The following is a 21,934-nucleotide window of genomic DNA, read 5'->3' on the forward strand; positions in this document are numbered from 1 at the left end:
CGACTTCAGTCCCGCGGCAACGGGGCACACCGCCCGATTCCCCCGCCCCGCGTACGCCGCGCGGCGGACCTGCATGCGTTGTGCCCAGCTCCCCGCCGGGTATGCCACCGGGACAGTCGCCCCGAAAACCGCAGCCGTGCCCCTCACCATTCAGGTCATGACACGGCCCACCCGCCCGGAAGCGGCACCCCTCCTCCGCGCCCCGGAAATCAGGTCGGCCGCCGTCCCCGCCGCGCCGTACACTGGGCGGAGCGAAAAGCGGAGATGGGGACGAGTAGCGGCGTACGCAGCCCAGAGCGACCCGGGGACGGTGTGAGCCCGGGGGCGAGCGCGACGTGAAGATCACCCCGGAGCCGCCGGAAGAAAGCCGCAGCGGGACACCGCCGGCGAGTAGAACCGGCATCGCGACCCCAATGAGGGGGTTCACCGGCGCATACGAAGCACCGGGGGGCCAAGGAGGGTGGTACCGCGGGAGCGCGCCGACGACGGCGTAGAGATCGACACAGCTCTCGTCCCTCCGGACGGAAGGCAGCAAGTCCGCCGGAGGAAGCCCGCTGATGACAACGCCCACGTACCGCCAGGTGCCCGCCCAGGTCGACCTGCCCGCCCTCGAGCACGCGGTGCTCGACTTCTGGCGCGAGCAGAAGATCTTCGCCAAGAGCCTGGAGCAGTCCGAGGGACGCCCCGAGTGGGTGTTCTACGAGGGTCCGCCCACCGCCAACGGCATGCCGGGTGCCCATCACATCGAGGCGCGGGTCTTCAAGGACGTCTTTCCCCGCTTCCGCACCATGCGCGGCTACCACGTGGCCCGCAAGGCCGGCTGGGACTGCCACGGCCTTCCCGTGGAACTGGCTGTGGAGAAGGAGCTCGGCTTCTCCGGCAAGCAGGACATCGAGGCGTACGGCATCGCCGAGTTCAACGCCAGGTGCCGCGAGTCGGTGACCCGCCACACCGACGCCTTCGCCGAGCTGACGACCCGCATGGGCTACTGGGTCGACCTCGACGACGCCTACCGGACGATGGACCCGGAGTACGTCGAGTCCGTCTGGTGGTCGCTGAAGGAGATCTTCGCCAAGGGCCTGCTGGTGCAGGACCACCGCGTCGCCCCCTGGTGCCCGCGCTGCGGCACCGGCCTGTCCGACCACGAGCTGGCGCAGGGCTACGAGACGGTCGTCGACCCGTCCGTCTACGTCCGCTTCCCGCTCACCTCCGGCCCGCTGGCCGGCGAGGCCGCGCTCCTGGTGTGGACGACCACGCCCTGGACGCTGGTCTCCAACACGGCGGTCGCCGCCCACCCGGAGGTCACCTACGTCGTCGCGACGAACGGTGAGGAGAAGGTGGTCGTCGCCGAGCCGCTGGTCGGCAAGGCCCTCGGCGAGGGCTGGGAGACCACCGGCGCGTCCTTCACCGGCGCCGAGATGGAGCGCTGGACGTACCGGCGCCCCTTCGAGCTGGTGGAGTTCTCCGAGCCGGCGCACTACGTGGTCAACGCCGAGTACGTCACCACCGAGGACGGCACGGGTCTGGTCCACCAGTCCCCCGCGTTCGGTGAGGACGACCTCAGGGTCTGCCGCTCCTACGGGCTGCCGGTCGTCAACCCGGTCCGCCCCGACGGCACCTTCGCCGAGGACGTCCCCCTGGTCGGCGGCGTCTTCTTCAAGAAGGCCGACGAGAAGCTCACGGCCGACCTCGACGAGCGCGGCCTGCTCTTCCGGCACCTCCCGTACGAGCACAGCTACCCGCACTGCTGGCGCTGCCACACCGCGCTGCTCTACTACGCGCAGCCGTCGTGGTACATCCGCACCACGGCCGTCAAGGACCGGCTCCTCCAGGAGAACGAGAACACCAACTGGTTCCCGGACACGGTCAAGAACGGCCGGTACGGCGACTGGCTGAACAACAACATCGACTGGGCGCTGTCCCGCAACCGCTACTGGGGCACCCCGCTGCCCATCTGGCGCTGCGAGGACGACCACCTCACGGTCGTCGGCTCCCGCGCGGAGCTGACCGAGCTGACCGGCACCGACCAGTCGGGCCTCGACCCGCACCGCCCGTACATCGACGAGGTCGCCTTCGCCTGCCGCCACGACGGCTGCGGGAAGACGGCCACGCGGGTGCCGGAGGTCATCGACGCCTGGTACGACTCGGGTTCGATGCCGTTCGCGCAGTGGGGCTACCCGTACAAGAACAAGGAGGTGTTCGAGGCCCGCTACCCGGCACAGTTCATCAGCGAGGCCATCGACCAGACCCGCGGCTGGTTCTACACGCTGATGGCCATCGGCACGCTCGTCTTCGACAAGTCGTCCTACGAGAACGTCGTCTGCCTCGGCCACATCCTCGCCGAGGACGGCCGCAAGATGTCCAAGCACCTGGGCAACATCCTCCAGCCGATCCCGCTGATGGACCAGCACGGCGCGGACGCCGTCCGCTGGTTCATGGCGGCCGGCGGTTCCCCCTGGGCAGCCCGCCGGGTGGGCCACGGCACCATCCAGGAGGTCGTCCGCAAGACGCTGCTGACGTACTGGAACACGGTCGCCTTCCAGGCCCTGTACGCCCGTACGTCGAACTGGGCGCCGTCCGGGGCCGACCCGGCCCCGGCCGACCGGCCGGTCCTCGACCGCTGGCTCCTGTCCGAGCTGCACGCGCTCACCGACCAGGTGACCCGGGCGCTGGAGGGCTACGACACCCAGCGCGCCGGCAAGCTGCTCTCCGCCTTCGTCGACGACCTGTCCAACTGGTACGTCCGCCGCTCCCGCCGCCGGTTCTGGCAGGGCGACAAGGCCGCGCTGCGCACCCTGCACGAGGTCGTGGAGACCGTGACCAAGCTCATGGCCCCGCTGACCCCGTTCATCACCGAGCGGGTCTGGCAGGACCTGGTCGTTCCGGTCACCCCGGGCGCCCCGGAGTCGGTGCACCTGTCCTCCTGGCCCGAGGCGGACCCGGCCGCGATCGACCCGGAGCTGTCGAAGCAGATGGTGCTGGTGCGCCGGCTCGTGGAACTGGGCCGGGCCACGCGCGCGGAGTCGGGCGTGAAGACCCGCCAGCCGCTGAGGCGGGCGCTGATCGCGGCCGGCGGCTTCGACGGCCTCGCCCCGGAGCTGCACGCGCAGATCACCGAGGAGCTGAACGTCGAGTCCCTGGCGTCGCTGTCCGAGGTGGGCGGCTCGCTGGTGGACACCACGGCGAAGGCCAACTTCCGCGCGCTGGGCAAGCGGTTCGGCAAGCGCGTCCAGGACGTGGCCAAGGCGATCGCGCACACGGACGCCGCCGCCCTGTCCCTGGCCCTGCGCGAGGGCACGGCCTCGGTGGAGGTCGACGGTGAGACGATCACCCTCGCCCCGGACGAGGTGATCATCACGGAGACCCCGCGCGAGGGCTGGTCGGTGGCCTCCGACGCCGGTGCCACGGTCGCGCTGGACCTGGAGATCACCGAGGAGCTGCGCCGCGCGGGCCTGGCCCGGGACGCGATCCGCCTCATCCAGGAGGCACGCAAGAACAGCGGCCTCGACGTGGCCGACCGGATCGCCCTGCGCTGGACGGCCACGGAGCCCGCGACCGTCGCGGCCCTGACCGACCACTCCGCCCTGATCGCCGACGAGGTGCTCGCCACGGCCTTCCTGAACGAGCACGGTGCCGAGGGCGAGGCGGACGCCGGCTACGGCGACGCGTTCACGGACGAGGGCCTGTCCCTGACGTTCCGCCTGCGCAAGGTGTGACGGGCGGGCCCCCCGCACACGAGGGCCCGGGGCCGCCGGGATGTCCCCGGCGGCCCCGGGCCCTCGGCGTTGCGTACGGCACGCAGTTGCCCCCACCCTCGAACACCCACCGCACGGGCGACGGACCCGCACGGCACAAGGGCGGGGCCCCCGGATCTCCTGGAGATCCGGGGGCCCCGCCCTGAACACTGCCGACTGCTACGCCGTACTCATGGCCACAGGGCCGTCAGTTGTCGTCCTCGTCGATGAGGAAGCCGCGCATCGGCGAGGGGGCCTGGCCCATCGGGGAGGGCCCCTGCGGGCGCACCGGCGCCATCGGCTGGGTCATCGCCGGCTGCATCTGCTGCTGGCCGCCGTAGGACGGGCCGGACTGGCCGCCGGGGCCGCCCATCGGCTGGTTGCCGCCGTAGGACGGCGCACCGGCACCGGCCGGAGCCATGGAGGGCGCCGGGGACGGCGGCAGCGACGGAGCGGCGCTCGCCGCCTGGCGCGGCGGGGCGAGCGAGTCGTCCGCCTGGGTCTCCAGCTGACGCAGCTGGGACTCGAGGTAGGACTTCAGCCGCGTGCGGTACTCGCGCTCGAAGCCGCGCAGGTCCTCGACCTTGCGCTCCAGCGTGGCGCGGGCGGACTCCAGGGAGCCCATCGCGACACGGTGCTTCTCCTGCGCGTCCCGCTCCAGGGCGTCCGCCTTGGCACGGGCGTCCCGCTCCAGACCCTCGGCGCGCGAACGCGCCTCGCCCACGATCTTGTTGGCCTCGGAACGGGCCTCGGCGATCGCCTGGTCGGCGGTCTGCTGGGCCAGCGACAGCACCCGGGCGGCGCTGTCGCCACCGGGGCCTCCCTGACCGGGCATACCGGGGCCGCCCATGGGACCGCCCATCGGGCCGCCGTGGCCCATCTGCCCCTGCATCGGGCCACCCTGGCCCATCGGCCCGGGACCCTGCCCCATGGGGCCGGGCCCCTGCGGGCCGCCCTGTCCGCCGGGGCCGGCGGGCAGCTGAGGAGCACCGCTCGGCAGCTGGGGCGGACCACCCATGGGGCCACCCATCTGCTGCTGCGGCGGGCCCGATATGCCGGCGGGCACCGGAGCGCCGGGACCTCGCATGCCCTGCTGCGGCATCCCCTGCTGGGGCATCCCCTGCTGGGGCATCCCCTGTTGAGGCATGCCCTGCTGGGACATCCCCTGCTGGGACATGCCCTGCGGCGGCCCCTGCTGCTGTTGCTGCTGGTCCTGCTGCTCGGGGGGCTTGCGCATGTTCTGCTGGTTCTGGGCAGCAGCGCGCGTGGCCGCGGCCAGCTTGGCGCGCAGGTCCTCGTTCTCGCGGAGCAGGCGCGTCAGTTCGGCTTCGACCTCATCCAGGAAGGCATCGACCTCGTCCTCGTCATAGCCTTCTCGGAGGCGGACGGTCGTGAACTGCTTGTTCCGCACGTCCTCGGGGGTCAACGGCATCTCTTCACCTCAACGTAGTCATCGGCAGTCGGCAAGCCCGTATCGTCCACAGTCACCTCGCGAGATTGCCCACGATCGAGATCAGGATGTAGACGATGATCATCAGGACGAAGAAGGACAGGTCGAGCGCCACGCCCCCGAGACGCAGCGGCGGGATGAACCGCCGCAGAAGCTTCAGCGGTGGATCGGTGACAGTGTAGGTGGCCTCCAGGACGACCACCATCGCCTTGCCGGGTTGCCACGAGCGGGCGAACTGGAACACGTAGTCCATGACCAGCCGGAAGATGAGCACGATGAGGAACACCATCAGCGCGATGTAGATCACCTGCGCGAACACGCTCATGGTCTGTCTTTCCCTCTCCCCTGTGCACTGCTCGATCCGGTCCTGCGTCTCAGCTCTGGTTGAAGAACCCGCCCTCTGCGATGCGGGCCTTGTCCTCCGCCGTGACATCGACGTTAGCAGGCGACAACAGGAATACCTTCTGTGTCACCCGCTCGATGCTGCCGTGAAGACCAAACACCAAACCGGCCGCAAAGTCGACAAGTCGCTTCGCATCTGTGTCATCCATCTCAGTCAGATTCATGATCACCGGGGTGCCCTCACGGAAGTGTTCCCCGATGGTACGGGCCTCGTTGTAGGTCCGGGGGTGAAGCGTGGTGATCCGGTAAGGCTCTCGTTCCGATACGACCTTGGGCATGATCACCGGTGCGTTCTTCTCCAGGCTGGCGCGTTCTTGTGTGATGGATGCCACGGGCGCGATGCGCGCCGGACGTGGCGATTCAGCGGCGAGCGAAGCGGAACGGGCGACCGGCTCACGCGGCGCGGGAGGGTGTACGACTCGCACCTCTTCGTCCCTTTGGGGCTGATGTGATCCGTGCGACTGGTGAGATGCCTCATGCCGCCGGTGGTCCCGCTCGGGCTCCGGGTCGAGTTCGGGTTCAAAGTCGTCGTCTGGGTCGAATCCGCGGCCGTCGTACCCATCGTCCTCCACGAGGCCGAGGTAGACCGCCATCTTGCGCATCGCGCCGGCCATGCTTCGAGTCCTCCGCTCTGTGGTGGATCTGCTGACGACCGCCAAGTGCCCGCGATCCACTAGGTCTTTGCATCCGCCATTGGGCGGAAATGACCATATTTTCTGCTGTGGTCCGACTTCTTGGCGACGTTACCCGAGCCCGGGGCGGACTCCGAGTACCGCACTGCCGACGCGTACATGTGTCGCTCCGGCGGCCACGGCCTGTTCGAGGTCCGCACTCATGCCTGCCGAGACCATGTTCGCAGCCGGATGGGTCCGGCGCAGGTCGGCCGACAAATCCATCAACCGCCCGAAGGCCGCCTGTTCGCGCCCCGCGTACTCGCCGGTGAGCGGGGCGACCGTCATCAGTCCGGCCAGCCGCAGCCCTTCGGCCCGGGCGACGAGGTCCGCCAACTCCGCGACGGCGCCGGGCGCCACACCTCCGCGCTCCCCCCGGCCGCTCGCGTCGGCGTCGAGGGCGACCTGGACGAGACAGCCCACCTCGCGCCCCGCCCGCACCGCCTCCCTGGAGAGGGCCGTCACCAGCCGGGAACGGTCGACGGAGTGCACGAGGCCGGCGTAACCGACCACGGAACGGACCTTGTTGGTCTGCAGTTGCCCGACGAAATGCCACGTAAGGGGCAGATCCGAGCACTCGGCCGCCTTGGGGGCGGCGTCCTGGTCCCGGTTCTCGGCGACGTGGCGCACCCCGAGTTCCGACAGGATCCGCACGTCGCTCGCGGGGTAGGTCTTGGTGACCACGATCAGGGTCACCTCCTCACGCGGGCGTCCGGCGGCGGCGCACGCGGCGGCGATCCGCTCCTCCACCCCCGCCAGATTGGCGGCGAGTTCGTCCTTACGGTTCGTCATGCCCCATCGCCCAGCCACACGTAGCCCGCGAGCCGCCCGGTGGTGCGGTCGCGGCGGTACGAGAAGTGATCCGCGGACTCCAGGGTGCACACCGGCGACCGCTCCCGGTCGCGCACCCCCAGCCGTTCGAGCTGCGCGAGCACGCCCGCGCCCACGTCGACCGCGGGAGTGCCCCAGCTCGTCCCGGCGTGCGCCGCCGGCTCGACGGCGGCCACCTCGGCGCGCATCGTCTCCGGCACCTCGTAGCACCGGCCGCAGACGGCGGGGCCGGTGCGGGCGACGATCCGCGAGGGTTCGGCGCCCAGTCCGGTCATGGCCCGCACGGCGGCGGGGACCACCCCGGCCACCAGCCCGGGCCGGCCGGCGTGCGCCGCGGCGACGACTCCGGCGACGGGGTCGGCGAGCAGCACCGGCACGCAGTCCGCGGTGAGCACGGCGAGGGCCAGGCCCCGCCGCGCGGTGACGATCGCGTCGACCTCGGGGACCGGGTTCTCGCCCCACGGCTCCTCGACCACGACCGCCTCGGCGCCGTGCACCTGGTTCATCCAGACCACCCGGGCCGGGTCGACGTCGAGGGACTCGGCGGCCAGGTCGCGGTTGGTGCGGACGGACCCGGGGACGTCGCCGACCGCTCCGCCGAGGTTGAGCTCGTCATACGGAGCGGCGCTCACCCCGCCCCACCGGTCGGTGAAGGCGAAGTGCGCGCCGCCCACGCTCTCGCGCCGTCCTATCACTTCAGGAAGTCCGGTACGTCCAGTTCCTCGGCCGCGCTGTCGTAGGTCCGCGACGGCGGGACGGGCGGCTGGACGACCGGGATGTCGCTGACCGGCTCGGGTGCCACCGGCTCCGGGTCCTCCTTCGGCGTGACGCTGCCGAGCGAGCCGAAGGACGGGCGGCTCTCCGGCTGCCGTGCGGGGGCGGGCTCCTCGCGCTTGACCGAGGAGGAACCGAGCACGTTGTCCCGCTTGGCCGGGGGCTGGCCGCCGTCGAAGCCGGCCGCGATCACGGTGACCCGGACCTCGTCGCCGAGGGCGTCGTCGATCACCGCGCCGAAGATGATGTTGGCCTCGGGGTGGGCGGCCTCGCTCACCAGCTGGGCGGCCTCGTTGATCTCGAACAGGCCGAGGTCGCTGCCGCCGGAGATGGAGAGCAGCACGCCGCGGGCGCCGTCGATGGAGGCCTCCAGCAGCGGCGAGGAGATGGCCATCTCGGCGGCGGCCACCGCGCGGTCGTCGCCGCGGGCCGAGCCGATGCCCATGAGGGCCGAACCGGCCTCGGACATGACCGACTTGACGTCGGCGAAGTCGAGGTTGATCAGGCCGGGCGTGGTGATGAGGTCGGTGATGCCCTGCACACCGGAGAGCAGGACCTGGTCCGCCGACTTGAAGGCGTCGAGGACCGACACCTGGCGGTCCGAGATGGACAGCAGCCGGTCGTTCGGAATCACGATGAGGGTGTCGACCTCTTCGCGGAGCTCCGCGATGCCGTCCTCCGCCTGGTTCGCGCGGCGCCGCCCCTCGAAGGTGAACGGGCGCGTGACCACACCGATGGTGAGGGCGCCGAGCGAGCGGGCGATGTTGGCCACGACGGGCGCGCCGCCGGTACCGGTGCCGCCGCCCTCGCCGGCCGTCACGAAGACCATGTCGGCCCCCTTGAGGACCTCCTCGATCTCCTCGCGGTGGTCCTCGGCGGCCTTGCGGCCGACGGCCGGGTTGGCTCCGGCGCCGAGTCCGCGGGTGAGTTCACGGCCGACGTCGAGCTTGACGTCGGCGTCGCTCATCAACAGAGCTTGCGCGTCGGTGTTGATGGCGATGAACTCGACGCCCTTGAGACCGACCTCGATCATCCGGTTGATGGCATTGACACCACCGCCGCCGACACCGATGACTTTGATGACTGCGAGGTAGTTCTGCGGTGCTGCCACGTCGAAGGCCTCTCGCCTCGAGTTACGTGTCGTCGGATCACGGCGACGCAGCTGCGCCTCGCGCTCCGACGACTGATGCCGAATGGGACGGTCCGTAGCGCCGACCCGAACCCTAACGTTGAAGTTTAGGGTTACCAGTATGTCTGTTCCCTGGAGTCTTCTGAACAGGACACTAAGTCGACAAGTGGCGCGCGTTCAACGAACACGCCGAACCTCCCGTTTTTCTTTTCACCCTATGTGATCAGCCATAGCGCTGCCCAACCAGGGTGCTGGCCTGCGCTGATGTGCGTCAACTTCCGGCTGACGCCGGGGCGGTGGGAACGCTGACGTCGAAGTGCCGCGCACCGGGCTCCGCTTTCATCAGCGCGGTGAGAGCGCGGCCCTTCTCGGCGTTCTTCTCACCGCTCCCCCAGCCCACCGTCCGGCCGTCCGCCAGCTCCAGCGAGATGTCGTCGTAGGAACGGACCTTGACGCTCCGGGTCGTCCGCGCCACGGAGGCCGGAAGGGCGCCGGCCACCCGCACCGCCTCCCGCACCAGCCTGTCCTCGCCGAAACGGCGCAGACTCGCCGCCGTGGAACCGCTCCTGGAGACGGCCAGTTCCAGTGCGGGCACGCCTTCGGGCGCCTTGGACACCGTGGCGAACCGGACACCTTCCTCGTCCACTTCGATGAACTCGCCGCCTTTGCGGACGAAGAGAACCGGAGTACGTTCCGTCACTTTCAGCGTGATGTCACTCGGCCAGGAACGAATCACATCTACCGTGTCGATTCGGGGCAATGCCGTGCCGAGCCGTGCCTCGATCGCCTTGGTGTCGACGGAAATCAGCTGTTCCCCGAGGGGGACCTCGGCGGCGTCGCGCACCCGCTCCGGCGTCAGCACACGAGTCCCCGACACCGAGACGCGCTCCACGCGCACCAGGTCCGACCCGTACAGCAGCCAGAACGCCCCGCTGCCGAGGAACACCAGGGCGACGGCCGACACGATGATCCGACGAAGGCCCCGCCGCCCGAACCGCCGCACGAGCGGCGGCGGGCCGGACGGCCCCTGCCGGCGTTCACCGCGCTCGGCGGTGGTCGATCCGGCCACGCTTCTCCTCTCCGGGCCCGGTTCACCTCCGGGGCGCCTCAACCGGTGCCGGGCGACCGACCGTGCTCAGCCCTTCGGGCCTTCGCACGCTCGCCCTCCCGGCACCACCGCGCCCCTTCGGCCCACTCGCCGTTCAGTGGCGCGCACGGGCGGCGATCGCCTCGTACACCATGCCGACGAGCAGGTCGTCGGCGTCCCGGCGGCCGAACTCGGCGGCGGCGCGGGACATCTCGTACAGCCGGTGCGGGTCGGCGAGCACGGGCAGCACGTTCTGCTGCACCCACTCGGGAGTCAGCTCCGCGTCGTCGACCAGCAGTCCGCCGCCGGCCTTGACCACCGGCTGGGCGTTGAGCCGCTGTTCGCCGTTGCCGATGGGCAGCGGGACGTAGGCGGCCGGGAGCCCGACGGCGGAGAGTTCGGCGACGGTCATCGCGCCCGCGCGGCAGAGCATCATGTCGGCCGCGGCGTACGCGAGGTCCATCCGGTCCAGGTAACTTACCGGGATGTAGGGGGGCATCCCCGGCATCTGGTGCACCTGCGGCAGTTCGTTCTTCGGGCCGACCGCGTGCAGGATCTGGATCCCGGCCTGCTGGAGCCAGGGGGCGACCGCCTGGACCACCTCGTTGAGGCGGCGGGCACCCTGCGAGCCGCCGGAGACCAACAGCGTCGGCAGGTTGGGGTCGAGGCCGAACGCGGCGCGGGCCTCGGGGCGCACGGCGGCCCGGTCGAGGGTGGCCACGGAGCGGCGCAGCGGGATGCCGATGTAGCGGGAGTTGCGCAGCTTGCTGTCGGGCGTGGAGACGGCGACCTGGGCGGCGTACCGGGAGCCGATCTTGTTGGCCAGACCGGGCCGGGCGTTGGCCTCGTGGATCACGATCGGCACGCCGAGCCGCTTGGCCGCCAGGTAGCCGGGCAGGGCGACGTAGCCGCCGAAGCCGACCACGGCGTCCGCCCGGGTGCGCTCCAGGATCTGCTCGGTCGCCTTGATGGTGCCGCGCAGCCGGCCCGGGACGGTGATCAGCTCGGGGGTGGGCTTGCGTGGCAGCGGTACGGCGGGGATCAGCGCCAGCTCGTACCCGCGCTCGGGTACGAGACGGGTCTCCAGGCCGCGCTCCGTGCCCAGGGCCGTGATGCCCACGGTCGGATCCTGCCTGCGCAGGGCGTCCGCGAGGGCGAGCGCGGGCTCGATGTGGCCCGCGGTTCCCCCGCCGGCGAGTACGACATGCACCGAAATTCACCGCTCTCCGGACGAACGCGCCACCGGGGCACGCCGTCGCATCGTGTTCCATCTCCGGGGCCGCTGAGAACCCCTGTCCCGCTTTCTACCAAAGCGGGGTTGCCGCATCGCAAGCGCCATCCTCGCAGCGGGGTCCTCACGCACGAAGGCGATCAGCAGCCCGATGGCGAACATGGTCGGCAGCAGGGCGGATCCTCCGTAGGAGAACAGCGGGAGCGGGACTCCGGCGATCGGCAGCAGACCGAGCACCGCACCGATGTTGATCACGGCCTGGGCCGTGATCCAGGTGGTCACGCCTCCCGCGGCATACCTGACGAAGGGGTCCTCCGTGCGTCCGGCCACGCGGATACCCGCATAGCCTAGAGCCGCGAACAGGGCGAGCACCGACAGCGTCCCCGCCAGACCCAGTTCCTCACCGGTGACGGCGAAAATGAAGTCCGTGTGGGCTTCTGGCAGTTGGCCCCATTTCTCCACGCTGGCGCCAAGTCCGGAGCCGAATATCCCGCCGGAGGCGAGGGCGTAGATCCCGTGCACGGCCTGCCAGCAGTCGACCGGGCCCGTCTGGGGTTCGGTGGCACCGAGGCAGGCGAGCCGGGCCATGCGGTTGGGGCTGGTGCCGATGAGGATCGCGCCGAGCAGGGCGGCCACGGAGAGCACCCCGACGAACAGCCGCGTGGGCGCTCCGGCCAGCCACAGCAGGCCGAACAGGATCGCGCCGAGGATGATCGCCGTACCCATGTCGCCGCCGAGCATGATCAGCCCGAGCAGCATGAAGGCGGCCGGCACCAGCGGCACCAGCATGTGCTTCCACTGGGCCAGCAGCCGCTTGTCCTGCTTGCGGGCGAGCAGGTCGGCGCCCCACAGCACCAGCGCCAGCTTGCCGAACTCGCTGGGCTGGATCTGGAACGAGCCGCCGAGGGCGATCCAGTTCTGGTTGCCGTTGACCGCGACCCCGATCCCCGGCACCTGCACCAGCGCCATCAGGAAGACGGCGCCCGCCAGGATGGGGTAGGCCAGCGCCCGGTGCAGCCTGACCGGCATCCGGGAGGCCGCGAGCAGCAGGACGGCGCCGATCACGGCGGCCAGAAGCTGCTTGCGGAAGAAGTACGAACCCGGCAGCGACATCTGCAGCGCCGTGATCTGGGAGGCCGAGTAGACCATCACCAGGCCCAGCACGGTGATCAGCAGACTGCCGCCGAAGATCACGTAGTAGGCGGTCAGGGGCCGGTCCCAGGCCCTGCGCGCCCTGGTGTGCAGGGTGCGCAGGGGGTTCTCGCGCGCGGGTCCGGGTACGACGGGTCCGCGGACGGTCCGCCGCACGGGCGGGCGGCCGGTACGGCTACTGGACATCACGGCCTCCGCTGCACGACGGACGGGTGTAGTACGCCGGACAGGGCCTCGACGGTCCCACGCGTCCCTCCCAAGGTCGCCCGGCGCCAGGCGGCCGGGGTCAGGCGCCGAGCTCGCGCACCGCCTGGGCGAACGCTTCACCGCGCTTGTTGTAGTTGGTGAACATGTCCATCGAGGCGCAGGCCGGTGCCAGCAGCACCGTGTCGCCGGGCCGGGCGAGCCGCCGCGCCTCCTGGACGGCCTGGAGCATCGCCCCAGTGTCGGTCCGGCCGAGGTCGACCACGGGTACTTCCGGGGCGTGTCGCGCGAGGGCTTCGCGGATCAGCGCGCGGTCCCGGCCGATCAGTACGGCACCGCGCAGCCGTTTCGCCGACTCCGCGACCAGTTCGTCGAAGGTGGCGCCCTTGGCGAGGCCGCCGGCGATCCACACGATCGACTCGTACGCCGCCAACGAGGCCGCCGCGGCGTGCGTGTTGGTGGCCTTGGAGTCGTCGACGTACGCCACCCCGTCCACGTCGCCGACGTGCGCGATGCGGTGGGCGTCCGGGGTGAAGGCCCGCAGGCCGTCCCGTACGGCGCCCGCAGGCACCCCGAAGGCGCGGGCGAGGGCGGCGGCCGCGAGGGCGTTGGCGATGTTGTGCGGGGCCGGCGGGTGGACGTCGGAGACCTCGGCGAGCTCCTGGGCGTTCTTGTGCCGGTTCTCGACGAAGGCCCGGTCGACCAGGAGGCCTTCCACGACGCCGAGTTGAGAGGGCCCCGGGGTGCCCAGCGTGAAGCCGACGGCCCGGCAGCCCTCCTCGACGTCGGCCTCGCGGACCAGGTCCTCGGTGGACGGCTTGTCGGTGGCATCCACGTTGTAGACGCAGGCGACGCGGTTGCCCTCGTAGACACGGCCCTTGTCCCTGGCGTACGCCTCCATGGAGCCGTGCCAGTCGAGGTGGTCCGGGGCGAGGTTCAGCACGGCCGCCGAGTGGGCGCGCAGGGAGGGCGCCCAGTGGAGCTGGTAGCTGGACAGCTCCACGGCGAGCACGTCGTACTCCTCCTCGCCGAGCACCGCGTCGAGGAGGGAGACGCCGATGTTGCCGACGGCGGCGGTGCGCAGGCCCGCCGCCGTCAGGATGGCGGCGAGCATCCGGACGGTCGTGGTCTTGCCGTTGGTGCCGGTGACCGCGAGCCAGGGGGCCGCGCCGGGCTTCCTGAGCCGCCAGGCGAGTTCGACGTCGCCCCACACCGGCACCCCGGCCTCGTCCGCCGCCGCGAACAGCGGCTTGTCCGGCTTCCATCCCGGGGCGGTGACGATCAGGTCGGTGCCTTCGGGCAGGGTCGCGCCGTCACCGAGGCGCACGGTGATGCCGAGCGCCTCCAGTTCGGCGGCCTGCTCACGCGCGCGTGCGTCGTCCCCGTCGTTCACGACGGTGACCCTCGCGCCGAGCCCGTGCAGCGCCTTGGCCGCCGGGACGCCGGAGACGCCGAGGCCGGCGACGGTGACGTGCTTCCCCTGCCAGTCGGTCACTTGTCCGCTGCCCATCCCGCGTAGAAGAGGCCGAGTCCGACGATCACGCAGATGCCCTGGATGATCCAGAAGCGGACCACCACAAGGACTTCGGACCAGCCCTTGAGTTCGAAGTGGTGCTGGAGCGGCGCCATTCGGAAGACCCGCTTCCCGGTGAGCCGGAAGGAGCCGACCTGGATGACCACCGACATGGTGATGAGGACGAACAGACCGCCCAGGATGGCCAGCAGCAGCTCGGTGCGGGAGCAGATCGCCAGACCCGCGAGCACACCGCCGAGCGCCAGCGAACCGGTGTCGCCCATGAAGATCTTGGCCGGCGAGGTGTTCCACCACAGGAAGCCCAGGCAGGAACCCATCAGCGCGGAGGCGACGACCGCGAGGTCCAGCGGGTCGCGCACCTCGTAGCAGGCGCCGGGGTTGGTCAGGGTGTCGCCGTTGGCGCAGGCCTCCTGGAACTGCCAGACGCCGATGAAGGTGTAGGCGCCGAAGACCAGGACGGAGGCGCCGGTGGCGAGGCCGTCCAGACCGTCGGTCAGGTTCACGCCGTTCGACATCGCGAGGATCATGAACAGTGCCCAGACGACGAACAGCACCGGTCCGATGGTCCAGCCGAAGTCCGTGATGAAGGACAGCTTGGTGGAGGCCGGGGTCTGCCCGCGGGAGTCCGCGAACTGCAGGGAGAGCACCGCGAAGGCGATGCCGACGATCAGCTGGCCGGCCATCTTCGCCTTGGCCCGCAGGCCCAGCGAACGCCGCTTGACGATCTTGATGTAGTCGTCCAGGAAGCCGACCAGGCCCATGCCGACCATCAGGCCGAGCACCAGCACCCCGGAGTACCTCGGGGATTCGCCGCTGATCACCTTGGACAGGAAGTAGGCGGCGACCGTCGCCAGGATGAAGGCGATGCCGCCCATGGTCGGCGTACCGCGCTTGCTGGCGTGCTCGCGCGGGCCGTCGTCACGGATGTACTGCCCGTAGCCCTTGCGGGCGAGCAGCTTGATCAGCAGCGGAGTGCCGATCAGCGTCAGGAAGAGGCCAATGACTCCTGCGAACAGGACCTGATTCATCATCGGGCGGCGACCTCACCCTCGGCACCGGTCTCGAGCAGCGCCTGCGCCACGCTCTCGAGCCCGACCGAACGGGACGCCTTCACGAGAACGACGTCTCCCGGGCGCAATTCGCTGCGCAACAGGTCGACCGCCGCCTGTGCGTCGGACACGTGCACCGACTCCTCACCCCACGAACCCTCGTTATATGCGCCCAGTTGCAGCCAGGCGGCTTCCCTGCCCCCGACCGCGACGAGCTTGCTGACGTTGAGCCGGACGGCGAGCCGTCCGACCGCGTCGTGCTCGGCGAGCGCCTCGTCCCCGAGCTCGGCCATCTTGCCGAGCACCGCCCACGTACGACGCCCGTTGCCCATGGCTGCCAGGGCGCGCAGGGCGGCCCGCATGGACTCTGGGTTCGCGTTGTAGGCGTCGTTGACGACCGTCACGCCGTCCGGGCGCTCGGTGACCTCCATCCGCCACCGGGAGAGGGAGCCCGCTTCGGAGAGCGCGCGGGCGATCTCGTCTGCGGACATGCCCAACTCGTGGGCGACGGCGGCCGCGGCGAGCGCGTTCGACACGTGATGCTCACCGTACAGGCGCATGGTCACATCGCTTGCACCGGAGGGTGTGTGAAGCCTGAAGGAAGGCTGTCCGCTGTCCGTGAGTCGCACGTTCTCGGCCCGAACGTCCGCTTCGCCGGACTCTCCGAAAAGGATCACTTTCGCCTTCGTACGGGAGGCCATGGCCCGTACCAAGGGGTCGTCCGCGTTGAGGATCGCGGCGCCGCCCTCCTCGGCCGGCGGCAGGGCCTCGACCAGTTCGCCCTTGGCCTGGGCGATCTGTTCCCGGCCGCCGAACTCGCCGATGTGGGCGGAGCCGACGTTCAGCACGAGGCCGACCTTCGGGGGCGTCAGCCCGGTGAGGTAGCGAATATGGCCGATTCCGCGCGCTCCCATCTCCAGCACGAGGAACCTCGTCTCCTCGGTGGCGGTGAGCGCGGTGAGCGGCAGCCCGATCTCGTTGTTGAGGGAGCCGGGGGTGAAGACGGTCGGCGCCTCGCGCCGGAGCACCTGGGCGATGAGGTCCTTGGTGCTGGTCTTGCCGGCCGAGCCGGTGAGCGCGACGAGGGTGGCGCCGAGCCGGGCCACGACGTGCCGGGCGAGGGCGCCGAGGGCCGTCTGGACGTCCTCGACGACGATCGCGGGGACCCCGACGGGCCGGGAGGCGAGCACGGCCGCCGCGCCCGCCTCGACGACCGCGGCCGCGAAGTCGTGTCCGTCCGCGCGTTCGCCGACGAAGGCGGCGAACAGGCTGCCCGGACCCACCTCCCGCGAGTCGCGGACCACCGGTCCGGTGACCTGGACCGAGGGGTCCGGTATGTCGTGCGTCTGCCCGCCGACGACTTCTGCGATCTCGGCGAGGGAGAGGGCGATCACAAGTTCATCCCTGGGTCTTCTTGATGGCTTCGCGAAGCACCTGGCGGTCGTCGAAGGGACGCACCACCCCGGCGATGTCCTGCCCCTGCTCGTGGCCCTTGCCGGCGACCAGCACGGTGTCGCCGGGCCGTGCCCGGGCGACGGTGGCGGCGATCGCGGCGGCCCGGTCCTCGAAGACCTGCACCTCGCCGCGCTCGTGGGCGGGCACGGAGGCCGCGCCCTGGAGCATGGTGGCGAGGATCGCGAGGGGGTCCTCGGAGCGGGGGTTGTCGGAGGTCAGTACGGCGGTGTCGGCCAGTCGCGCGGCGGCGGCGCCCATGGGGGCGCGCTTGGTCCGGTCGCGGTCGCCGCCGCAGCCGAGCACGATGTGCACCTTGCCCTCGGTGACCTTGCGCAGGGCGCGCAGCACCGATTCGACCGCGTCGGTCTTGTGGGCGTAGTCGACCACCGCGAGGTACGGCTGCCCGGCGTCCACGCGCTCCAGCCGGCCCGGTACGCCCGGCACGGCGGCGATGCCGTCGGCGGCGGCCTGCGGGTCGAGTCCGGCGGCGGCCAGCGCGGCGATCGCGGCGAGGGTGTTGGCCACGTTGAAGGGGCCCGGCAGCGGCGACCGGGCGGCGACCCGCTCGTCCTTGGGGCCGACCACGGTGAACGTCGAGTCCATCGGGCCGATCTCGACGTCCTCGGCGCGCCAGTCGGCGTCGGGGCGGCCCTCGGCGGAGTAGGTGACGACCGGGACCTCGGCCTCCCTGGCGAGCCGCCGGCCGTACTCGTCGTCGGTGTTGACGACGCCGAGCCGGCTGCGCTCCGGCGTGAAGAGCCGCGCCTTGGCCCGGAAGTAGTCCTCCATGCCGGAGTGGAACTCCATGTGTTCCGGGCTGAGGTTGGTGAAGACGGCGACGTCGAAGACGCAGCCGTCGACCCGGCCGAGGACCAGGGCGTGGCTGGAGACCTCCATGGCGACCGCGTCGGTGCCGCGTTCGCGCATGACGGCGAGCAGGGCCTGGAGGTCGGTGGCCTCGGGCGTGGTGCGCTCGGACTTGATGCGCTCGTCGCCGATGCGCATCTCGACGGTGCCGATCAGTCCCACCCGTCGCCCGCCACCGCCACCGCCACCGGCCGACGGCGTTCCGCGTCCGCCCTCCTCGTCCGTGCCGCGGACGGCCCTCAGGCCGCCCTCGACGAGGTAGGCGGTGGTGGTCTTGCCCGAGGTGCCGGTGATGCCGATCTGGAGCAGGTCCCGGCCGGGGTGGCCGTAGACGGTGGCGGCCAGTTCGCCCATCCGCGCGCGCGGGTCGTCGACCACGAGCGCCGGCAGTCCGGTCGCGGCGACGCGCTCGGCGCCGGCCGGGTCGGTGAGCACGGCGACCGCGCCGAGGCCGGCGGCCTGGGTGGCGAAGTCGGCGCCGTGCGTGCGGGCGCCCGGGAGGGCGGCGTACAGGTCGCCGGGCCGGACGGCGCGCGAGTCATGGGTGATGCCCGTGACCTCGGCGGTCTTCTCCGGCGCGGGGACACCCAGCTGACCGGCGAGTTCCGCGAGGGAGGTGGCGGAGAGCCGCACCGGACGGGGCGGTCCCGGATATGTCACGGGGTGGCCCTTCTGGGTGGTTTGGGACTGATCGGCGTGTGGCACGGCGGTGAGCGTACCGGGCGCACCGGCCCGGGGGCCAAGCGAGGTGCGGGGGGTGTGCTGGTTCCCGGGGTCGGGGGTGATCGTCGTCACGGGGTGGTTCCTGGTGGCTCGGTGCTCGGTACGGGTCAGGGTGTGAAGGTGACCGGGAGGTCGGCGGGAGCGGCGCCGGTCGGCGGCACCTGGAGGGTCTTCAGGGCGAACTCCATGACCTGCTTGTAGACGGGTCCGCAGATCTGGCCGCCGAAGTAGTTGCCCTCGGTGGCGTTCTGGATGACGCAGTAGACGGTGATCCTGGGCTTGTCGGCGGGGGCGAATCCGGCGAAGGACGAGGTGTAGCCGTGGTACTTGCCGGTGGCCGGATCCACGCGGTTGGCCGTACCCGTCTTCCCCGCGACCCGGTAACCCGGGATGCGCGCCCGGGTGCCGGTGCCCTCCTCGTCGTCCACGACCGACTCCAGCATCCGGGCGAGCGTCTTCGCCGTCTTCTCGCTGACGACCCGTGTCTTCCCGGGCTTCGGGGCCGGGGTGAAGCGTCCGTCGGGCCCCTTGGAGCCGCGCACCAGCGTGGGTTCGATCCGGACGCCGCCGTTGGCGATGGTCGAGTACACGGACGCGGCCTGCATGGCGTTGATGGAGACGCCCTGGCCGAAAGGGATCGTGTACTGCTGCGAGGTGGACCAGGTGTCCGGCGGGGCGAGGATGCCCTTGGTCTCGCCGGGGAAGCCGAGCCCGGTGTCGCCGCCGAAGCCGAACCTGCGCAGGTAGTCGTAGAGGACCCGGTTGGCCTGCGCCTGCGTCTTGCCGAGCTGGCCGGTGGCGAGGATGGTGCCGATGTTGCTGGACTTGGCGAGCACGCCGTTGAGCGTGAGATACCAGGTCGGGTGGTCGATGTCGTCCTTGAACAGCCGGTCGCCGCGGTGCAGCCGGTTGGGCACGACGACGTGGGTCCGCGGGGTGGCGGCGTTCTCCTCGAGGACGGCCGCCATCGAGAGGACCTTGGCGGTGGAGCCGGGTTCGTAGGCGTCCTGGAGGGCGGCGTTGCCGAGCGCCGCCGGGTCCGCCTCGGTCAGGTCGTTGGGGTCGAACCCGGGCGCGTTGGCCATCGCGAGGACCTCGCCGGTGCGGGTGTCCTGGACGATGACGTAGCCGCGGTCGGCCCGGGACTCCTCCACCTGCCGGCTGATCGCGTTCTGCGCGGCCCACTGGATGTCGCGGTCGATGGTGAGCTCGATGTCGCTGCCGGGCACGGCCGGGGTCTCGGTGGAGCCCGCGGTCGGGACCAGACGCCCGCCGGACTGGGCGTAGCGGATCTTGCCGTCCTTGCCGGTCAGCCGCTTGTCCAGCTGGAGCTCGATGCCGCCGCCGCCCTTGCCCTCGGCGTTGACCCAGCCCAGTATCCCGGCGGCGAGCTCGTTGTTGGGGTACACGCGCTTGCTGGTGGGCACGGAGAAGACGCCGGCCAGCACGTTGACGGCGGACGCGTCGGTCTCCGTCTTCTTCGCCAGCGCGGCCTTCAGGTCCTTGATCTGCTTCCAGACCTCCGGGGTCTGGCGGCCGGCCAGCTTGACATAGCGCAGCGCCTCGTTCTCCGGGCGCAGCTTCCCGACGAGGGCGTCCTGGTCCTGGCCGAGGATCGGGGCGAGGAGGGCCGCGGCCTGCTCGGGGCCGTCGGTGACCTCCAGCTCGTCCGGGGCGAACATCGTGGGGTCGGCGGTGATGTCGTAGGCGTCCTCGCTGGTGGCCAGCGCCACGCCGCTCCGGTCGGTGATCTCGCCGCGCTCGGCGGCCAGCACCTGTCCGACGTAGCGGTTCTGCTCGGCCTTGGCGGCGTAGGTGCTCGCGTCGACGGCCTGCACCTGGACCAGCCGTACGACGAAGGCGAGCAGGACGAGGGTCAGGGCGGCGCCGATCAGGCGCAGGCGGGGACGTGGGCTGCCCAGCCGGATGACCTTCGGGGCCCCGGGCCGGGGCCCCGCGGGCCGGCGGGCCGGGCGGGCGCCGGGGCGCGGGCCGGCGCCCGGCCGGGCGGGCCTGGCGGGTCCGGGCACCCGTCGGCGGGGCGGTTCCCTGTCGGACACTTCCGTCACCTGCCGGGATTCGATGTCGACGCGGAGTGCGTGGCGGCGGGGGCCGGGGTGACGGCCGCCGGGCTCGGTGCCGGGACCGTCGCGGTGGCCGGCCCCCCGGGGGCGAGGACCAGCGGGGCCCGGGCGGCGGACGCGGCGCCGGGCACGCCCTTGACCCTGCCGTCGGGGTTCAGGAAAGCGGGGTCGCCGCCGGGCACCATGCCCAGCTCGACGGCGCGGCGCTGCAGGGCGTCGGGGGCGGAGTAGGCGTCGATGTCCCGTTGCAGGGCCTGTTCCTCGTCGGTGAGGTTCTTGGTCTCCCGCTGGAGGTCGTCGAGTTGGAACGCGCCCTCGCTGAGGGCGGAGTTCAGCACCAGGAGGCCGATCAGACCGCTGCCGAGGAGCAGGACGACGAGGAGGACGAAGGGGGTGCGCGCCGCCTGGGCGCGTCCGGTGGGCAGCAGCTGTGCGAGCCGGGCGGCCCGGCCCTTCGGTCCGGGGTGCGCCCGCAGCCCGGCCTTCCCCCTCGGTTCGGGTTTCCTGCTCACTCACGCTCCCCTGGGTTCGCCTGTCCCGCCCGTATGCCCGGCCCGTCACCCGCCTCGTGCGCCGTCATGCGATTCAATCGACGTCCTCCCGGATCCGCTCGGCGCCGCGCAGCCGCGCGGGGGCCGCGCGCCGGTTCTCGGCGATCTCCTCCTCGGTGGGAAGTTCGGCACCGCGCGTGAGCAGCTTGAGCCGGGGCTGGTGGTGCTCGGGTACGACCGGGAGCCCGGGCGGGGCGGTGGTGGCGGCGCCGGCCGCGAGCACCTGCTTGACGAGGCGGTCCTCCAGCGAGTGGTAGGACAGCACGGCGATCCGTCCGCCGACGTCGAGGGCCTTCACCGCCGCCGGGACCGCCCGCTCGAGCACCGAGAGCTCGCCGTTGACCTCGATCCGCAGGGCCTGGAAGGTGCGCTTGGCCGGGTTGCCGCCGGTGCGCTTGGCGGCCTGCGGCAGCGCGTCGCGGATCAGTTCGACCAGCCGCGCGCTGTTCGTGAACGGCTCCTTCTCGCGCTCGCGCACGATCGCCGAGACGATGCGCTTGGCCTGCTTCTCCTCGCCGTAGGCGCGCAGGATGCGCACGAGTTCGCCGGGCGGGTAGGTGTTGAGGACCTCGGCGGCGCCGATCCCGGTGGTCTGGTCCATCCGCATGTCGAGCGGGGCGTCCTGGGCGTAGGCGAAGCCCCGGTCGGCCTCGTCGAGCTGCATGGAGGAGACGCCGAGGTCGAACAGGACCCCCCGCGCGCGCGGGACGCCGAGCCGGGCGAGGACGTCGGGGAGCTCGTCGTAGACGGCGTGCACCAGGGTGGCCCGCTCGCCGAAGGGCGCGAGCCGCTCGCCGGAGAGGCGCAGGGCCTCCTTGTCGCGGTCCAGGGCGACCAGCCGCGCCTCGGGGAACCGGCGGAGCAGGGCCTCGCTGTGGCCGCCGAGGCCGAGGGTGCAGTCGACCACCACCGCTCCCGGCCGCTCCAGGGCGGGCGCCAACAGGTCCAGGCACCGCTGGAGCATCACCGGGACGTGTCGACTCTGGCTCAAGTGGCCCTCTCAAAT

The 21,934-nt window shown here is 71.4% G+C and carries 17 protein-coding genes; 1 reads left to right on the forward strand and 16 read right to left on the reverse strand.

Annotated elements, in window-relative coordinates; genetic code table 11:
* The first annotated feature begins 557 nt into the window (after positions 1-557).
* On the forward strand, positions 558-3,716 hold the full coding sequence (ileS, locus tag ACF07S_RS12735; protein WP_391974167.1) for an isoleucine--tRNA ligase: 3,159 nt from the start codon (positions 558-560) through the stop codon (positions 3,714-3,716).
* A 226-nt stretch (positions 3,717-3,942) separates the two neighbouring features.
* Here ileS and ACF07S_RS12740 read toward each other — a convergent pair whose 3' ends face one another.
* The 16 genes from ACF07S_RS12740 to rsmH all read right to left on the reverse strand — a co-directional run bounded on the left by ACF07S_RS12740 (position 3,943) and on the right by rsmH (position 21,919).
* Entirely contained in the window at positions 3,943-5,166 is a 1,224-nt protein-coding gene (locus tag ACF07S_RS12740; RefSeq protein WP_391965141.1) for a DivIVA domain-containing protein, read from the reverse strand.
* 52 nt (positions 5,167-5,218) lie between these two features.
* Positions 5,219-5,509 (reverse strand): YggT family protein, encoded by a 291-nt coding sequence (locus tag ACF07S_RS12745; protein ID WP_004932337.1) that lies wholly within the window; start codon positions 5,507-5,509, stop codon positions 5,219-5,221.
* A gap of 49 nt (positions 5,510-5,558) precedes the next feature.
* Positions 5,559-6,200 carry a cell division protein SepF gene (locus ACF07S_RS12750; protein ID WP_391965142.1) on the reverse strand — a complete coding sequence of 214 codons (642 nt, stop codon included), beginning with the start codon at positions 6,198-6,200 and terminating at the stop codon, positions 5,559-5,561.
* Positions 6,201-6,329: 129 nt separating this feature from the next.
* The gene (locus ACF07S_RS12755; RefSeq protein WP_391965143.1) at positions 6,330-7,049 is read right to left on the reverse strand and encodes a YggS family pyridoxal phosphate-dependent enzyme; all 720 of its coding nucleotides are present in this window, start codon (positions 7,047-7,049) and stop codon (positions 6,330-6,332) included.
* Positions 7,046-7,783 (reverse strand): peptidoglycan editing factor PgeF, encoded by a 738-nt coding sequence (gene pgeF, locus ACF07S_RS12760; RefSeq protein ID WP_391974168.1) that lies wholly within the window; start codon positions 7,781-7,783, stop codon positions 7,046-7,048. The genes ACF07S_RS12755 and pgeF overlap by 4 nt, the downstream gene beginning before the upstream one ends.
* Positions 7,780-8,973, reverse strand: a complete 1,194-nt coding sequence (gene ftsZ, locus ACF07S_RS12765) for a cell division protein FtsZ (protein ID WP_391965145.1) — start codon at positions 8,971-8,973, stop codon at positions 7,780-7,782. The genes pgeF and ftsZ overlap by 4 nt, the downstream gene beginning before the upstream one ends.
* 289 nt (positions 8,974-9,262) lie before the next feature.
* Positions 9,263-10,060 carry a cell division protein FtsQ/DivIB gene (locus ACF07S_RS12770; RefSeq protein WP_391965146.1) on the reverse strand — a complete coding sequence of 266 codons (798 nt, stop codon included), beginning with the start codon at positions 10,058-10,060 and terminating at the stop codon, positions 9,263-9,265.
* A 133-nt stretch (positions 10,061-10,193) separates the two neighbouring features.
* Positions 10,194-11,288, reverse strand: a complete 1,095-nt coding sequence (murG, locus tag ACF07S_RS12775; RefSeq protein ID WP_391965147.1) for an undecaprenyldiphospho-muramoylpentapeptide beta-N-acetylglucosaminyltransferase — start codon at positions 11,286-11,288, stop codon at positions 10,194-10,196.
* A 6-nt stretch (positions 11,289-11,294) separates the two neighbouring features.
* Entirely contained in the window at positions 11,295-12,647 is a 1,353-nt protein-coding gene (gene ftsW, locus ACF07S_RS12780) for a putative lipid II flippase FtsW (protein WP_391965148.1), read from the reverse strand.
* Positions 12,648-12,747: 100 nt separating this feature from the next.
* On the reverse strand, positions 12,748-14,175 hold the full coding sequence (murD, locus tag ACF07S_RS12785; protein WP_391965149.1) for a UDP-N-acetylmuramoyl-L-alanine--D-glutamate ligase: 1,428 nt from the start codon (positions 14,173-14,175) through the stop codon (positions 12,748-12,750).
* On the reverse strand, positions 14,157-15,227 hold the full coding sequence (gene mraY, locus ACF07S_RS12790; RefSeq protein WP_391965338.1) for a phospho-N-acetylmuramoyl-pentapeptide-transferase: 1,071 nt from the start codon (positions 15,225-15,227) through the stop codon (positions 14,157-14,159). Before mraY ends, murD begins: the two co-directional genes overlap by 19 nt.
* On the reverse strand, positions 15,227-16,642 hold the full coding sequence (gene murF / locus ACF07S_RS12795; protein WP_391965150.1) for a UDP-N-acetylmuramoyl-tripeptide--D-alanyl-D-alanine ligase: 1,416 nt from the start codon (positions 16,640-16,642) through the stop codon (positions 15,227-15,229). The genes mraY and murF overlap by 1 nt, the downstream gene beginning before the upstream one ends.
* 4 nt (positions 16,643-16,646) lie before the next feature.
* Complete coding sequence (locus tag ACF07S_RS12800) at positions 16,647-18,230, reverse strand: UDP-N-acetylmuramoyl-L-alanyl-D-glutamate--2,6-diaminopimelate ligase (protein ID WP_391965151.1); 1,584 nt, start codon at positions 18,228-18,230, stop codon at positions 16,647-16,649.
* Between the two features lie 170 nt (positions 18,231-18,400).
* Complete coding sequence (locus ACF07S_RS12805; protein WP_391965152.1) at positions 18,401-20,353, reverse strand: penicillin-binding transpeptidase domain-containing protein; 1,953 nt, start codon at positions 20,351-20,353, stop codon at positions 18,401-18,403.
* Between the two features lie 5 nt (positions 20,354-20,358).
* On the reverse strand, positions 20,359-20,889 hold the full coding sequence (locus ACF07S_RS12810) for a hypothetical protein (protein WP_391965153.1): 531 nt from the start codon (positions 20,887-20,889) through the stop codon (positions 20,359-20,361).
* A gap of 73 nt (positions 20,890-20,962) precedes the next feature.
* Positions 20,963-21,919 (reverse strand): 16S rRNA (cytosine(1402)-N(4))-methyltransferase RsmH, encoded by a 957-nt coding sequence (gene rsmH / locus ACF07S_RS12815; RefSeq protein ID WP_391965154.1) that lies wholly within the window; start codon positions 21,917-21,919, stop codon positions 20,963-20,965.
* Positions 21,920-21,934: the final 15 nt, after the last annotated feature.

Source organism: Streptomyces sp. NPDC016640, assembly GCF_043076215.1.
In the GTDB taxonomy this organism is placed as follows: domain Bacteria; phylum Actinomycetota; class Actinomycetes; order Streptomycetales; family Streptomycetaceae; genus Streptomyces.